Source organism: Nocardiopsis lucentensis DSM 44048 (genome assembly GCF_000341125.1).
GTDB classification, from domain to species: domain Bacteria; phylum Actinomycetota; class Actinomycetes; order Streptosporangiales; family Streptosporangiaceae; genus Nocardiopsis; species Nocardiopsis lucentensis.
This window is the reverse complement of record NZ_ANBC01000085.1, coordinates 1-16,017: the sequence shown is the minus strand read 5'-3', so window position 1 is coordinate 16,017 and position 16,017 is coordinate 1. Positions and strand designations below refer to the sequence as shown.

Here is a 16,017-nt window from a genome sequence, read left to right as displayed (position 1 = left end):
CCCGTCCCCGTCGCGCCCAGCAGGACGGTGTGCGCGTCGCCCGACTCCACCCGCCGCGTGATCTCGGCGATCGCCCCGGGCTGGTCTCCCGCCGGGGTCATCTCCGAGACGACCTCGAACGGTGCCTCGCTGCGCTTGATGTCGCTGACCGGTCGCACGTCGCCACTCCTCGCCTCACCCACGCCTGCGTTCCCTCCAACGCTACCGACCGCCCCCGACATCCCGTGCCCGCCAAGAGCACGGAGGCGGTGGCGAGGGGGAGGGCTCAGGCGCGCTCCAGCAACTCCTTCCACACCTCGGCGACCCGCGCCGCCAACTCCTCGCGCGTCCCCGAGTTGTCCACCACCAGATCCGCCGCGGCCAACCGGGTCTCCCGGTCCGCCTGCGCCCGGATCCGCGCCCACACCTGGTCACGCGGCATGCCCCGGTCGGCGGCCACCCTCTCCACACGTGTCCCGTCGGGGGTGTCCACCACGACCACCACGTCGTAGAGGGAGCCCAGATCGTTCTCCACCAGCAGCGGGACGTCATAGACGACGACCCGCGCACCGGCCGCCCGCGCCCGCTCCATCAGCTCGGCGCTGCGCTCCCCCACCCGAGGGTGCACGATCGCGTTGAGCCGGGCCAACCGCTCCTCGTCCGCGAAGACGATCTCCCCGAGTCTGGCCCGGTCCAGGCGCCCGTCCGGGGCGAGCACCCCCTCACCGAACTCCGCGACGACCGCGGCCAGCCCCTCCGTGCCGGGTTCGACCACCTCTCGCGCGATCGCGTCGGCGTCGATGACCGTCGCGCCCAGGCGCGCCAGTTCCGCCGAGACCGCGCTCTTACCGGAGCCGATTCCCCCGGTCAGTCCCACTGTCAGCATGCCACCGACCCTAGGGCACGCCCCCGGGCCGCCCGCGACCGACCGTCACACCGGCTCGGTGGACGCCCCCACCGGGACCAGTTCCTTGCGCATGTGCACCATCACCAGGTGGTCGGCGACCCGCTCGCGGTGCGTCTCGGTATAGCCGCGCTCGCGGTACAGGCGCTGCTGGTCGGCGCTCTGCGCACCGGTGAACAGGGTCAGGGCGGTCAGTCCGGGACTGTGGACGCGCAACCCCTCCTCCACCGCGGACAGCAGAGCCCGGGCGACCCCCTGGCGGCGCTGGTCGGGGGCGACGGCCAGGCGGCCGATCACCCCGTGCGCGCCGGCCGTACTCGCGCGCACGGCCCCGACGATCCGGGCCCCGCGGACGGCCTTGAGGACGAGCACGCCCTCGTCCCGCAGGAGCCGGTCGATCCGGTCCAGGCCCTCGGTGAGCGGAAGGATGAAAGGGTCGCCGTAGGCCTGCGCCTCATCGACGAACGCCGCGCGCTGGAGCGTCAGGAGCTCGCCGGCGTCGGCGGGGGTGGCCGGGTGGATGTCGAACACGTCGCCTCCTCGTGGAGCGAGTCTTCCACAGGAACGCTCCTGACCGTGCCTCATCCACCGGTCCCGTCCCGGATCAGGCCCGCCGGGGATCGGGGCGTGTCCGACCGCTGCGCGCGTCCCAGGGGAGCGGAGGGGCGTGAGGAAGGCCGGGCCCCACACGACGAAGGGCCGCCCCCGTGTGGGGACGGCCCTTCGGGGCTGTCAGAAGGTCCTCACGGACCTACTGGCCGGGCTGGTCAAGCCCGGCCCTCTGATCAGGCCTCGCCACCCGCGAGCTTCTCGCGGAGGGCGGCCAGCGCCTCGTCGGAGGCGAGGGCGCCGCTGCTGGAGTCGGAGCCGGTCGTGGTGCCGCTCTGGCCACCGCCGGTGTACTCCTCCTCGGCCTCCTCGGCCGGGGCGTTGGCGGCGTCGGCCTCGGCCGCACGGGCCTCCTCGACCTGCTTGCGGTGCGCCTCGAAGCGGGCCTGCGCCTCGGCGTAGCTGCGCTCCCACTCGTCGCGCTGGGCCTCGAAGCCCTCGAGCCACTCGCCGCTCTCGGCGTCGAAGCCCTCCGGGTACTTGTAGTTGCCCTGCTCGTCGTACTCGGCGGCCATGCCGTAGAGGGTCGGGTCGAACTCCTCCTGGCCCGGCTCGACGGCCTCGTTGGCCTGCTTCAGCGAGAGGCTGATGCGGCGGCGGTCGAGATCGATGTCGATGATCTTGACGAAGATCTCGGTGCCGACCTGGACGACCTGCTCGGGCACCTCGACGTGGCGCTCGGCCAGCTCGGAGATGTGGACCAGGCCCTCGATGCCCTCCTCGACGCGCACGAACGCACCGAACGGAACCAGCTTGGTGACCTTGCCGGGAACGACCTGGCCGATCTGGTGGGTCCGGGCGAACTGCTGCCACGGGTCTTCCTGGGTCGCCTTGAGCGACAGGGAGACGCGCTCGCGCTCCATGTCCACGTCGAGGACCTCGACGGTGACCTCCTGGCCGACCTCGACGACCTCGCTCGGGTGGTCGATGTGCTTCCAGGACAGCTCGGAGACGTGCACCAGACCGTCGACGCCGCCCAGGTCCACGAAGGCACCGAAGTTGACGATCGAGGAGACGACGCCCTTGCGGATCTGACCCTTCTGGAGGGTGTTGAGGAAGGTCTGACGCACCTCGGACTGCGTCTGCTCCAGCCAGGCACGGCGGGACAGGACCACGTTGTTGCGGTTCTTGTCCAGCTCGATGATCTTGGCCTCGAGCTCGCGGCCGACGTAGGGCTGAAGGTCGCGCACGCGGCGCATCTCGACCAGGGAGGCGGGCAGGAAGCCGCGCAGGCCGATGTCGAGGATGAGACCACCCTTGACGACCTCGATGACGGTGCCGGTGACGACGCCGTCCTCCTCCTTGATCTTCTCGATCGTGCCCCAGGCGCGCTCGTACTGGGCGCGCTTCTTGGACAGGATCAGGCGGCCTTCCTTGTCCTCCTTCTGGAGGACGAGGGCCTCGACCTGATCGCCGACGGCGACGACCTCACCGGGGTCGACGTCGTGCTTGATCGACAGCTCCCGGGAGGGGATGACACCCTCGGTCTTGTAACCGATGTCGAGCAAGACCTCGTCTCGATCGACCTTCACGATGGTGCCCTCGACAATGTCACCGTCGTTGAAGTACTTGATGGTCTCGTCGATCGCCGCGAGGAAGGCTTCCTCGGACCCGATGTCGTCGACCGCTACCTGGGGTGTCGAGGTGGCCTCGGTGCTGCTCGTCATTTGTGGGTGGACTCCGGATACGGACAGGTTCAGAAAATGGGCACGCCGCGAGTTCGAGCCCGTCGATCCGTCGTCCAGAAGTGAGAACCGCAGTCACGGAAGGCGGAACCATCCGTGGCCACAGGCCGCCGGGTCCAGAGTGTTGACCGAAGCGGTGCGATCATCGAACCCCGAACCGGGGACGACAGACGCCCGCACGAACCCACAACGCTCTGGCCAGAATATGAGACATGGGCGTCCTGGTCAATCGGAACCCAGGGCCGCCAACCCGACGAAGGTCACGTTGGCCGCAATTTACCCGAGCATGGTGGTCAAGATCAACTACACGCCGCCCCATGTCCGAGGGGGTGCCCCGCGGCCCCGCCCCGTGGCGAGGCGTAGCGTCGCGAGTCAGGAAAATTCCCGAAAACAGGGCTTTAGTCCAACGGGGGACGCGAACGCGAACGCTTCACGTCACCGCGCCGCCGCTTGGCGTCCAGGCGCCGCTGGCGGGAGGCCCTGCTCGGCCGCGTCGCCCGGCGCTTGCGGGCGGGCGGCGCCATCGCCTCGGCCAGCAGGGCGGCCATCCGCTCCCGCGCCTCGGCCCGGTTGCGCGTCTGGGACCGGTGCGTCTGCACCGACACCGTCAACACCCCGTCGACCAGGCGTCCCGACAACCGCTCCAGGGCGCGCTGACGGCGCGTCTGCCCGAGCGCCCGGCACGACGCGACGTCGAGCGACAGCGACACCCGCGTGTCCGACGTGTTGACGTGCTGCCCGCCCGGCCCCGAGGACCGGGAGAAGCGCCACACCAGGGCGTCGGCGGGAACGGTGACCGAACCCACGGTCAACCCGCCCGCCACGGAGGATCCCCCCGTGTCCGTCACCGTTCCCACCTCCCATGTCCCAGGGGCGCGACCCGCGCGCCTAGTGCGCGGCGTCGTGCCAGTTCTGCCCGCTGCCGACCGACACGGCCAGCGGGACACGCAGATCGTACGCCGTGCCCATCTCGTGCGTCACGAGGTTTTCCACCCGCTCACGCTCACCCGGAGCGACCTCCACCACGAGTTCGTCGTGCACCTGGAGCAGCACCCTCGACGCGAGTCCGCCCTCGGTCAGCGCCGCGTCCACCTGGAGCATCGCCACCTTGATGATGTCGGCGGCCGACCCCTGGATCGGAGCGTTGAGCGCCATGCGCTCCGCCATCTCCCTGCGCTGACGGTTGTCACTGGTCAGGTCCGGCAGGTACCGGCGCCGCCCCAGGATCGTCTCCGTGTACCCGGCCCTGCGCGCGTCGTCCACCACCGACCGCAGGTAGTCGCGCACCCCGCCGAACCGCTCGAAGTAGTCCTCCATCAACTTCTTCGCCTCGTCCGGGGCGATCCCCAGCTGCTGCGACAGCCCGTACGCGCTCAGCCCGTAGGCCAGGCCGTAGCTCATCGCCTTGATCTTCGACCGCGCCTCACCGTCCACCTCGTCGACCCCGATGCGAAACACCTGCGCCGCCATGTGCGCGTGGAAGTCGTAGCCGCTGTTGAACGCGTCGATCAGCGCCCGCTCACCCGACAGGTGCGCCATGATCCGCAACTCGATCTGGCTGTAGTCGGCGGTGAGCAGCTCCTCGAATCCCTCACCCACCACGAACGCCCGCCGGATGCGCCGACCCACGTCCGTGCGCACCGGAATGTTCTGCAGGTTGGGATCGGTCGAACTCAGCCGCCCGGTCGCCGCCACCGTCTGGTTGAACGTCGTGTGGATGCGACCGTCGTCGGAGACGGTCTTGATCAACCCCTCCACCGTCGTCCGCAGCTTGGTCTGGTCCCGGTGGTGCAACAGCACCGCCGGCAACTCGTTGTCGGTCTGCGTCGCCAGCCATGCCAGGGCGTCCGCGTCGGTGGTGTACCCCGTCTTGATCTTCTTCGTCCTGGGCAGCCCCAGCTCCTCGAACAGGACCTGCTGGAGCTGTTTGGGCGAGCCCAGGTTGAACTCGCGGCCCACGATCTCGTGCGCCCGCTCCACCGCGCCGCGCGCCGAGGCCGCGAACTCGCCCTGGAGCCCCTCCAGGTACGGCAGATCGGCGGCGATCCCGGCCCGCTCCATCCGCGCCAGCACGTCCACCAGCGGCAGCTCGACCTCGTGCAGCAGGTGACTGCCGCCCCGTTTGTCCAGCTCGGCCGAGAGCACGCCCGCCAGGTCTCGGGTGGCCGCCGCCCGCACCGCCAACAACCGCTGGCGCCCACCACCCTCCTCGGTCCCCGTCCCCAGGTCCAGGGCCATCTGCGCGCCGTCGGTGTCCTCCTCCAGCTCCCGGCCCAGGTACCTGCGGCACAGATCGGCCAGGTCGAACCGCCGCTGGCCCGGCTGCGCCAGGTAGGCCGCCAGCGCCGTGTCGCTGACCACTCCGCCGAGGGACCACCCGTGCGCCCCCAGCGCCAGCGACGCCCCCTTGTACTCGTGCACGACCTTCGGACGGTCCCGGTCGGCGAGGAACTCCGACAGCGCCGCGGTGTCGGCCGGGTCCAGCACGGAGGGGTCCACGTACAGGGCCGCCCCACCGGGCACGCACAGCGCCAGCGCGTCGACACGACCGCTCCCCTGGCCCCACGCCCCCTCGACCGCCACACCGGCGGGAGCCTCCCCGGTCAGCGCCTCGGGCGCCGCGTGCTCGGTGAGCCAGGCCGCCACCGCGCCCGTGTCCGCGACCGTCAGGTCGACGGAGAACCCCTCCGCCGCCGCCTCGGCCCCGCCCTCCGGCTCTCCGGAGCGGATCACCGCGTACAGACGCTCACGCAGGTTGGAGGCGAACTCCAGGTTGTCGAACAGGGCGTCGATCCCCGCGCGGTCCGCCTCCCCGATGCCCAGGTCGGCCACGTCCACGCCCAGGTCGACGTCGGTCGCCAACAGGTTCAGCCGCTGGTTGCGCAGCACGTCGTCCAGGTGGTCGCGCAGGTTCTGCCCGGCCTTGCCGGTGACCTCGTCCACGTGGGCGACCAGCTCGTCCAACGACCCGTACTTGGCGATCCACTTCGCCGCGGTCTTGGGCCCCACCCCCGGCACGCCCGGCAGGTTGTCCGCCTTCTCCCCCACCAGGGCTGCCAGATCCCGGTACCGCTCCGGCGGGACCGCGTACTTCTCCTCGACCGCCTCCGGAGTCATGCGTTTGAGGTCCGACAGGCTCTTGCCCGGGTACAGCACCGTGCAGTCCCTCGTCACCAGCTGGAAGGCGTCCCGGTCACCGGAGGCGATCAGCACCTCCATCCCGGCCTCGCCGCCCTGGTGGGCGAGCGTGGCGATCACGTCGTCGGCCTCGTAACCGGGAGCCGACAGGTTCGCCACCCCCATCAACCGCATGAGGTCCTGGGTGAGCGGCACCTGGGACGGGAAGCCCTCGGGCGTCTCGGACCGCCCGTCCTTGTACTCGGCGTACTCCTCGTGCCGAAACGTCGGACCCGACAGGTCCCACGCCACCGCCACGTGCGTGGGCTCCTCATCCCGCAACAGCTTGACCAGCATCGACGTGAAACCGTAGATGGCGTTGGTCGACTGTCCGGTACTCGTCCCGAACTTCTCCACGGGAAGCGCGAAGAACGCTCGGAAGGCCATCGAGTGGCCGTCCAGGAGCAGCAGGCGGGGCCGCGCGCCACCACCCGCCGAGGGGGAAGCGCCGTCCGCCCCGGCACGGGCACGGGAATTGTCGTCGGGGGTCTCTCGCTTGGTCACCACAGGGAAATCCTAAGATGCGGACCAGACAATCCGTGGCCATCACCGGGAGAACGGTGACCACACCACACACGAGCACCCCACAGGGGCACCCCACCGGACCGGAAGGCACCACCATGTCCACAGACATCGAGTCCCTGCGCGCCCAGTTCGACGAAGGCAGTATCAGCATGGGCTCCCTCGCCGACCGCATGGGCATCGAGGTCACCGAGGCCTCCGCCGAGCGCGTGGCCGGCCGGATGCCGGTGGAGGGCAACCAGCAGCCCTTCGGGCTCCTGCACGGCGGCGCGTCCTGCGTGCTCGCCGAGTCCCTCGGATCCATCGGCTCCACCATCCACGCCGCCCAGTTCGGACGCGTCGCGGTCGGCATCGAGATCAACGCCACCCACCACCGCTCGGCCACCTCGGGCCACGTCACCGGTGTGGCCGTTCCCGTCCACCTCGGACGCACCCTCGCCACCTGGGAGATCACCATCACCGACGACCAGGACCGGAAGGTGTGCACCTCCCGGCTGACGTGCATGCTGCGGGAGATGCCCGGCAACTGATCCCGCGTGCCGCACCACGCGGCACGCCACCAGGCCCGGTCGACGACGGCGCCGCGCGCCCCACGGGGCACCGCGATCCTCGACGATCGGGCTTCGTCATGCCCGCGAACCACGACACATCGCCACCCCGCGATCACGAAACAGCGATGTCCGTCCAACGACCACAGCCCTGACGAGCTGCGATGACTACGGACCCATAACAGCATGACGGCGAGTCGGCACCAACGCCGGAACCGAGCTTCCACGCCGGGAACATACGTGATTAAGCTCCGCTAACGCTCCTGATTAAGCAATGCCACACAACGCGGGCATAACAGGACGCACAGCACTACGGCACGCCTGCGTCACGCAGCCCGTGCTTCTTCGGTTGAACGGAGTTGACCACGACCATGGCAAGCAAGAAGCTGCTCGGCCTCACAGCCGCGACCGCGGCCCTGGTACTCAGCATCAGCGCGTGTGGCAACGGTGGAGAAAGCGAAGGCGGAGAAGGCGGAGGCGGCGAGGCGTTCACCTTCGGCATCCTCTACCCCCAGACCGGTAACCTCGCCTTCCTCGGCCCGCCCCAGATCACCGCCGCCGAGTACGCCATCTCCGAGATCAACGGCGCCGGCGGCATCCTCGGCACCGAGGTCCCCACCATCATCGAGGGCGACGAGGCCGGCGACAACGCCCAGGCCAACCAGGCCGCCAACAACCTGGTCGCCGACGAGGTCAACGCCGTCATCGGCGCCGCCGCCTCCGGCATGACCCAGGCCACCTACGACACCATCACCAGCGCCAACATCGTCCAGTGCTCCGGCTCCAACACCTCCGCGGCCCTGAGCGACATCGACGACAACGGCTACTACTTCCGCACCGCGCCCAGCGACAGCCTCTCCGCCGTGGTGATGGCCCGCAAGATCGTCGAGGCCGGCAACCAGAGCGTCGCCGTCGTGGCCCGCGGTGACGACTACGGCGCCGGCTACGCCCAGAACCTGGAGGCCGAACTGCAGGCCCTGGGCGCCGAGATCACGGTCAGCGAGACCTACGACCCCGAGGCCACCACCTTCGACTCGGTGGTCAGCAGCGTCAACGACTCAGAGCCCGACGCCGTCGCCCTCATCGCCTTCGAGGAGGGCGCCCAGGTCATCGCCCAGCTGCTGGAGAGCGGCGTCGAGGGCGAGCAGCTCTTCATCACCGACGGTCTCAACGACCCCGAGCTCGGCGAGAAGGTCAACGAGAGCGACCCCGACGCCATCAACGGCGTCACCGGCGTCGCCCCCTCCGCCGACAACGCCGAGTTCTCCGAAGGGCTGACCGAGTTCAACTCGGAGCTGGAGGTCTTCCAGTTCGCCCCGCAGGTCTTCGACTGCGTCACCGTCATCGCCCTGGCCGCCGAGGCCGCCGGCAGCGTCGACCCCGCCGACTACGTGGCCGAACTGCCCAACGTCAGCCGCCCCGAGGGCACCGAGTGCGGCAGCTTCGGCGAGTGCGCCGAACTGATCGCCGACGGTGAGGACATCAACTACCAGGGCGTCAGCGGCAACATCGACTTCGACGACAACGGCGACCCGACCGCCGCCACCTTCGAGATCTTCGCCTTCGGAGACGACGGCCACGAGGTCCTCGCCTACGAGGAACACTCCCTGAACGACTAGGGAGACGCCGTCAGGCGGCTCCGGCCCCCTGACCACGCACGGCAAGCGCCCCGGGACACCCGTCCCGGGGCGCTTGGCGTCTACGCGGCGCCTCCCCTCCGACCGCCACGCGAACCCCCACCGCCCACCCATGGACGGCCTCCACCCCCACCCCACCTCCACCCGGCGCGACCGGAACCCCCACACAGCCGGACGGACGGCCCAAGCCCCAGGACAGCCGAACCCACCCGCCCCCACCGCCGACGCACCACCCGCCGCGGACCACGGACACACCCCCCGCGCAGGCACGACCCCACGCACGCGGCACCGGACGGGGCCATCGCGGCCCACCCCACAGCGCCCCTCACCGCACACGACGAAGGGGCGGAGCCCGCAGGCCCCGCCCCCCACCGACGACCGGATCAGTCCCTGGCCAGCGTCCCCAGGTACAGCTCGATCACGTTCGGGTCGGTCAACAGGTCCCGACCCGACCCCGTGTACGCGTTACGGCCCTGGTCCAGCACATAACCGCGATCACAGATCTGCAGACAGCGCCGGGCGTTCTGCTCCACCATGATCACCGACACACCCGTGGAGTTGACCTCCTTGACCCGCTGGAAGACCTCCTCCTGGTAGATCGGCGACAACCCCGCCGTCGGCTCGTCCAACAACAGCACCGACGGATCCATCATCAACGCACGACCCATCGCCACCATCTGGCGCTCACCGCCCGACAGCGAACCCGCCTTCGCCCTACGCCGCTCACCCAGCAACGGGAAGAGCTCCGCCACCACGGCGAACCGCTGCGCGAACGACCTCGGCCGCAGGAACGCCCCCATCTGGAGGTTCTCCTCGATCGTCAACGACGGGAACACGTTCTGCGTCTGCGGCACGTAACCCACGCCGCGCTCGACCAGACTGTGCGCCGCCAGGCCCTTGATACTCGAACCCCGCAGCGTCAGACCGCCCTCGCGCACCGGGATCAGCCCGAAGATCGTCTTGATCAGCGTCGACTTACCCGCACCGTTGGGGCCGATGATCGCCACGACCTCGCCCTCGGTGAGCGTCAACGTACACCCGTTGAGGATGTTCACCCCGGGCACGTACCCGGCCACCAACTCCTTGGCCAGCAGAAGGTAGTCGTCCGGACCACCCACCTCACCGACCGCCTCGGCGCCCGCGTGCTCCAGGACCTCCTCACGGTGCCTCTCGAAGACCTCGGCCTCCGAGGGAACCTTCGCCGTTCCCAGGTCGTCCTTCTCAGTCATCACCACTCCCCCGGGCCTCGGCCGAGTCGTCCTCCTGGGCACCCAGGTAGGCGTCGATCACCTGCTGGTTCGAGCGGATGTCCGAGGGACGGCCCTCAGCGATCACCCGCCCCTGCGCCAACACGACGATCCAGTCGCTGATCCCCATGATCACGTCCATGTCGTGCTCCACGAACAGGACCGTCTTGCCCTCGTCCCGGAGCGACGTGATGTGACCCAGCAGGGACTGCACCAACGCCGGGTTCACACCCGCCATCGGCTCGTCCAGCATGATCATCGACGGATCGGTCATCAGCGCCCGAGCCATCTCCAACAGCTTGCGCTGACCGCCCGACAGCGAACCCGCCATGTCGTCGCGCTTGTCGATGAGCTTGAACCGCTCCAGCAGCTCCAGCGCCCGCCGGGTGTTCCCACGCTCCTGACCAGCCCACACGTTCCGCAGGAAGGCGCCGGCCATCCGCTCACCGAGCTGACCCTGCGCCCCCAACAACATGTTGTCGAGCACCGTCATGCGCGTCAGCGCCTTGGTCAGCTGGAACGTCCGCACCATCCCGGCGCGCGCGACCTTGTGGCCCGGCTTGCCGTCGATCCTGGCGCCCTCGAACGTCCAGTTGCCCTGATCCACCCGGTCGAACCCGGTCAACAGGTTGAACAGCGTCGACTTGCCCGCACCGTTCGGGCCGATCAACGCCGTGATCGTCCCGCGCTGCACCTCCAGGTGCTCCACGTCGACGGCCCTGAGACCACCGAACGAACGGCGCACACCGTCAGCGACCAGGATCGGATCCGACTTACCCGAACCCGGCACCGGCTCCGCACCGGCCATCCGATCGACCCCGACACCCGCGGAGGAGTTCGTCGCCTCACTTGACATTGATCAACATCTCCTTGCGGTCGCCGATGAGACCCTGCGGCCGGAACACGATCAGCACCACCAGCAGCACACCGACGAAGGCCAACTGGATCGCACCGTAGTCCGGCCCGTCCAGGAACGGGAACCAACCCATCGAACCCATACCCCGGAGCAGGCCGTCGGTGAAGTTCATCAGGAACCAGAAGGCCATCGCCCCCAGCACCGGACCGAACACCCGACCCGCACCACCGAGCAGCAGGATCACCCACAGGAAGAACGTCACCTGCGGCTTGAACTGGTCCGGCTGGATCGACGCCTGGTACACCGCCAACATGCAACCCGCCAGAGCACCGACCAGACCGCCCAGGACCAGGATCTGCATCTTGTACGCGAACACGTTCTTGCCCAGGCTGCGGACGGCCTCCTCGTCCTCCCGGATGCCCTTGATGACACGCCCCCACGGGCTGTGCATCAGCATCCACACCAGACCGCACATCACGGCCACCAGACCCCAGGTCACCGCCAGCACCCACATGTGGTTGCCGTTGTAGGACAGGGCGCCCACACCGTAGCGCTCACCCCCGTCGAAGGGGTTCAGCACGCGGAAACCGTCCGCCAGGTTCTGCAGACCGTACACACCACCGGTCAGCGGCTCGGCGAAACCCGCCCGATAGACCAGGCGGATCACCTCCGCCGCCGCGATCGTGGTGATCGCCAGGTAGTCCGCCCGCAACCGCAGCGTCGGAATACCCAGCAGCAGCGCCAACACCAGCGCGCACAGCATCCCGACGGCGAACCCGACCAGCAGCGGCAGGTCGAACACCGCCACACTGATGCCCACACCGTAGGCACCCACCAGCATGAACCCGACCTGACCGAAGTTCAGCAGACCCGTGTACCCGAAATGCAGGTTCAGGCCGATCGCCGCCAACGCGTAGATCGCCGCGATCGGACCGAACGCCGACCGGGTCGACTCCGCGAGGATCGAAACAATGTCCATCGTCTGCCTCCCCTAGCCGACCCGCTCGCGCCGACCGAGCAGGCCCTGCGGCCTGACCAGCAGCATCAGGATCATCAGCGCCAACGCCCACGCCTGCATCATCTGGGTCGGGAACCACAGGGTCGACAGCATCGCCACCAACCCCACGGCCAAACCACCGACCATCGCACCGTAGGCCGTGCCGAGACCGCCCAGAATCACCGCGGCGAACATCAGCAACAGCAGACGGAAGCCCATCTCGTACTCCACGATCTGGTTCAGCCCGTAGAGCACACCGCCCAGGGCCGCCAGGCCACCGCCCAGCCCCCACACGTACAGCGTCACGCGGTCCACGTCGATACCCGACGACTCCGCCAGGTCCCGGTTGTCCGACACCGCGCGCATCGCCTTGCCGATCCGGGTGAACTGCAACAGGCAGGCCACCCCCACCAGCACCACCACGGCCACACCCATGACCACCAGGTCACGCGGCGGAAGCGCGATCGGCCCCAGGTCCACCGGATCCTGGATCTGGTAACCCGCGTACCGCTCACGCCCCGCCCCGAAGAGCACCAGGACCACGTGCCGCACCACCAGGGCCAGCCCGATCGAGACGATGAACATCTGGATCAGCGCCACGTTGCGATGCCGCAGCGGACGCCAGATGTAGCGCTCCATACCGGCGCCAAGGACCCCGCCCATCAGCACGGCGATCACGGCCGCGCCCCACAGGGGAACCTGCCAGCCCACCGAGTCGCCCATCACACCGAGCACCGTCGCCAGCACGATGCCGAGGAGGATGGCCGACCACTGGGCGACGACCAGCGTCGCACGGGGAAGCCTGTCCTCGAAGAAGCCGCCCAGGAGCACGGCCCCGGCCAGCCCCAGGAAGATCGCCAGGAGGGAGTTGCCCATCCCCGCCGCACCCGTGCTGAACAGTAGGGCGATCATCGCGCCGAAGGTGACCATGTCGCCGTGGGCGAAGTTGATCATCTTCGTGGTCCCGAAGATCAGCGACAGACCGATCGCGGACACCGCGATCACCAGGCCGTAGAGGAGACCCGACGCGGTGAGCTGGGCGAACCGGTCCCCGAAGGAACCGCCGCTGTCGGCACCCGTCTCGACGGAGTCGTCATCGGCCGGGGCGTCACCGCCGTCGGAGCCGTCCGCCCCCTCGCCCGAGGGAGAGGGGGAATCCTCGTCCGCGGCGCCGGCCACGTCCAGCGCGATGATCAGCGGCCGCTGATCACCCGCCTCGACCTCGGCCGTGGCCTCACCGTCGACGACGATGACACTCTCCCTTAGCGCGAACTCGCTGGGGATGGACTCCTGGTCCACGACCACGCGGTACTCACCCGGTCCGGGCAGCTCCGCTTCCCAATTTCCATCAGGGCCGGTCTCGGCCGCAGCGATCTCGTCCCCACCCTCGAAGACCGTGAGCAGGATGCCTTCGACACCCTGGTCCCGGTCCTGCGGGTTGAGGATCCGACCGTGCAGCGACTCACCGCCCTGTTCGTCTGCCGTCGCCGCTGGCCCGGGGATCACCAGGATGGCGGTGATCAGGGCGAGCAGCACGGTCACGAGACGTGTGCGCACGCGCGCTCCTTGCGCATCTGAGGTTGGCGGCACCGAATGCACACATTCGACACCGTTGTCCTTTGCTGTTCGGTGCGGTGAGTTTAGCCCGGTTTAGCCAGGTCATTCAGCCCTGCTTAAGCCACGTGATGCAACCGTCATCCCATCGTGTGCAACCGAGACCGAACCGGTACCTTCACCCGGTTGACCCTGAACGAGTGTCTAGTTTTCGCCGCGAACACCAGCTGATCTGCACGTTTCCACCACAGGAGGTGCGCAGGAGAACAGAAGGGGGCCGCACCCGATCGGGTGCGGCCCCCGCGAGAGGTTGGGGTCCCGGCGCTCAGCCCTGCGCGCCGCCGAGCGTCTCGACGACCGTCTCGGCGACCTTGCGCATCGTCAGCCGACGGTCCATGGAGTTCTTCTGGATCCATCGGAACGCCTCGGGCTCGCTCATGCCGTGGCGGCTCTGGAGCAGCCCCTTGGCCTGCTCGACGAGCTTGCGGGTCTCGAGACGGTCCTGGAGGCTGCTGACCTCCGACTCCAGCGCGGCCAGTTCGGCGTAGCGGGAGGTGGCCATCTCGATCGCCGGAACCAGGTCCGACTTGTTGAAGGGCTTGACCAGGTAGGCCATGGCCCCGGCCTCACGCGCCCGTTCCACCAGCTCGCGCTGGGAGAAGGCGGTGAGGATCACGACCGGGGCGATGCGCTCCCCGGCGATGCGCTCGGCGGCGGACAGGCCGTCGAGCACCGGCATCTTGATGTCGGTGATCACCAGATCGGGCTTCAGCTCCTGGGCAAGCCGGATAGCGGTCTCGCCGTCACCGGCCTCGCCGACGACGGTGTATCCGTCCTCTTCGAGCATCTCCTTGAGGTCCAGGCGGATCAGGGCCTCGTCTTCCGCGATCACCACGCGGCTCTGCGTCCTCGTCACGTACACGAGGTTACCGAGATCCGCTAGGATGCTGGACGTCGGGACCGGCAATGCGTGCCAATCGTGACGTCACTGTTGGTGAGGTAGAGTCGGGTCGACGATGATGCCGACAGGTCGGATGTCCGATCTGATGCATCTTGCCCCGGTAGTCCAATTCGGCAGCAGACGGTGGATTCAAAATCCATACAGTGTGGGTTCGAGTCCCACCCGGGGTACTGAGAGCCACCCGCGAGGGTGGCTTTTTACTGTTCAGAGTTCTCCACATGTAGGCGGCAAATCACCCAGGGTCATAGCTTGTCGTATGCGTGAGCAATGCTTCACGCCATGTACGCACGCGAAATCGTTGACGAAACCTTCCGTCTCAAAGCCCTGGGCCTGACCGACAAGGCCATCGCGACCCAGTGTGGTGTCTCCATCCAAGCAGTTCGGCACTGGCGGTACGGGAACCGGCGCTCCCCGGAGAAGGAAGCCGCTCGTACCCGATACTGCCCCCGATGCAGCGGCGCCTCCATCAACGGGGAGGCTTACTCCTACCTCCTCGGCGCCTACCTGGGCGACGGACACATCACTGAGGGCAGGCGCGGCGTCCACGCTCTCTGGATCTTCTACGACAACCGCTATCCCCAGCTCATCGCCTATTGCAGGGCTGCGATGGAAGCCGTTTTCCCTCTCGGGGTGTTCATGGTCAAGCGCAACGGATGCACGGCCATCAAGGCCGTTTCCAAGCACTGGCTCTGCGTCTTCCCCCAACACGGCCCGGGGAAGAAGCACGACCGAACCATCGCCCTGGAGCCGTGGCAGCAGGCCATCGTGGACAAGCACTCCGAAGCGCTCATACGCGGGTTCATACACTCCGACGGGTGCCGGGTCACCAACCGAATACGCAAGAGGCTCCCAGACGGCGGGGAGAAGTGGTACGAGTACCCCCGCTACCACTTCACCAACGTGTCCACGGACATCATCGGGATCTTCACCGCGGCCCTCGACCGATTGGGGATCGCCTGGACGATCCACGCCAACCGGCGGCCACCCCATCAGGACGCCCTCACCGTCTCCATCTCGACCAAGGCCGCCGTGGCGCGGATGGACTCCTTCGTCGGCCCCAAGTACTGACCGCGGGCTGGACCCGAAGGTTCGGGCCAGAACGTTGGTATCTACCCAGCCAGTTCGACCCCACTTGGGCCTTTTGTCACTTTATGCCGGGGCAAGCGGGCTGAACCGGTCACATCACGGCCACAACCTGGGTACAACCCGTGGGTTCGGGCGCCGTTCGGGCCCCGCGTCCCCGATCCTTGTTGTGCAGAGAGGTTTCCAGGAGAGGAGCAGCAGGTGCTGACCGCGGTGGCCGGGGTGATCGGCGCACTCGTCATCGGCGCCTGGGTCGTG

At 68.5% G+C, this 16,017-nt stretch carries 13 protein-coding genes and 1 tRNA gene; 4 read left to right on the top strand and 10 right to left on the bottom strand.

Going from position 1 to position 16,017, the window contains the following annotated elements; translation table 11 throughout:
- Positions 1-265 precede the first annotated feature (265 nt).
- The 5 genes from coaE to polA form a co-directional block, all read right to left on the bottom strand.
- Positions 266-865: a dephospho-CoA kinase gene (gene coaE, locus D471_RS0102685; protein ID WP_017597199.1), complete on the bottom strand. Its 600-nt coding sequence runs from the start codon at positions 863-865 to the stop codon at positions 266-268.
- A gap of 45 nt (positions 866-910) precedes the next feature.
- Positions 911-1,414, bottom strand: a complete 504-nt coding sequence (locus D471_RS0102680) for a GNAT family N-acetyltransferase (protein ID WP_017597198.1) — start codon at positions 1,412-1,414, stop codon at positions 911-913.
- A 254-nt stretch (positions 1,415-1,668) separates the two neighbouring features.
- Positions 1,669-3,159 (bottom strand): 30S ribosomal protein S1, encoded by a 1,491-nt coding sequence (rpsA, locus tag D471_RS0102675; protein ID WP_017597197.1) that lies wholly within the window; start codon positions 3,157-3,159, stop codon positions 1,669-1,671.
- A gap of 416 nt (positions 3,160-3,575) precedes the next feature.
- Entirely contained in the window at positions 3,576-4,025 is a 450-nt protein-coding gene (gene arfB / locus D471_RS0102670) for an alternative ribosome rescue aminoacyl-tRNA hydrolase ArfB (protein ID WP_017597196.1), read from the bottom strand.
- A gap of 40 nt (positions 4,026-4,065) precedes the next feature.
- Positions 4,066-6,861 carry a DNA polymerase I gene (gene polA / locus D471_RS0102665; protein WP_017597195.1) on the bottom strand — a complete coding sequence of 932 codons (2,796 nt, stop codon included), beginning with the start codon at positions 6,859-6,861 and terminating at the stop codon, positions 4,066-4,068.
- Positions 6,862-6,974: 113 nt separating this feature from the next.
- On the opposite strand from polA, the gene D471_RS0102660 reads away from it, so the two are divergent.
- On the top strand, positions 6,975-7,406 hold the full coding sequence (locus D471_RS0102660) for a PaaI family thioesterase (RefSeq protein WP_017597194.1): 432 nt from the start codon (positions 6,975-6,977) through the stop codon (positions 7,404-7,406).
- Positions 7,407-7,795: 389 nt separating this feature from the next.
- The gene (locus D471_RS0102655) at positions 7,796-9,043 is read left to right on the top strand and encodes an ABC transporter substrate-binding protein (RefSeq protein ID WP_017597193.1); all 1,248 of its coding nucleotides are present in this window, start codon (positions 7,796-7,798) and stop codon (positions 9,041-9,043) included.
- A 401-nt stretch (positions 9,044-9,444) separates the two neighbouring features.
- On the opposite strand, the gene D471_RS0102650 is transcribed toward D471_RS0102655, so the two are convergent.
- The 5 genes from D471_RS0102650 to D471_RS0102630 form a co-directional block, all read right to left on the bottom strand.
- A complete protein-coding gene (locus tag D471_RS0102650) occupies positions 9,445-10,290 on the bottom strand; it encodes an ABC transporter ATP-binding protein (RefSeq protein ID WP_017597192.1) in 846 nt (281 codons plus the stop codon).
- Positions 10,283-11,164 (bottom strand): ABC transporter ATP-binding protein, encoded by an 882-nt coding sequence (locus D471_RS0102645; RefSeq protein WP_017597191.1) that lies wholly within the window; start codon positions 11,162-11,164, stop codon positions 10,283-10,285. The genes D471_RS0102650 and D471_RS0102645 overlap by 8 nt, the downstream gene beginning before the upstream one ends.
- The gene (locus tag D471_RS0102640) at positions 11,154-12,143 is read right to left on the bottom strand and encodes a branched-chain amino acid ABC transporter permease (RefSeq protein WP_017597190.1); all 990 of its coding nucleotides are present in this window, start codon (positions 12,141-12,143) and stop codon (positions 11,154-11,156) included. The genes D471_RS0102645 and D471_RS0102640 overlap by 11 nt, the downstream gene beginning before the upstream one ends.
- Before the next feature lie 12 nt (positions 12,144-12,155).
- The gene (locus tag D471_RS0102635) at positions 12,156-13,718 is read right to left on the bottom strand and encodes a branched-chain amino acid ABC transporter permease (RefSeq protein WP_017597189.1); all 1,563 of its coding nucleotides are present in this window, start codon (positions 13,716-13,718) and stop codon (positions 12,156-12,158) included.
- A gap of 322 nt (positions 13,719-14,040) precedes the next feature.
- Positions 14,041-14,610, bottom strand: a complete 570-nt coding sequence (locus D471_RS0102630; protein ID WP_017597188.1) for an ANTAR domain-containing response regulator — start codon at positions 14,608-14,610, stop codon at positions 14,041-14,043.
- Positions 14,611-14,770: 160 nt separating this feature from the next.
- Here D471_RS0102630 and D471_RS0102625 point away from each other — a divergent pair.
- Together D471_RS0102625 and D471_RS0102620 are read left to right on the top strand one after the other, a co-directional pair.
- Positions 14,771-14,846: transfer RNA gene (locus D471_RS0102625), tRNA-Leu, on the top strand.
- Between the two features lie 109 nt (positions 14,847-14,955).
- On the top strand, positions 14,956-15,744 hold the full coding sequence (locus D471_RS0102620) for a hypothetical protein (RefSeq protein ID WP_026127336.1): 789 nt from the start codon (positions 14,956-14,958) through the stop codon (positions 15,742-15,744).
- Positions 15,745-16,017: the final 273 nt, after the last annotated feature.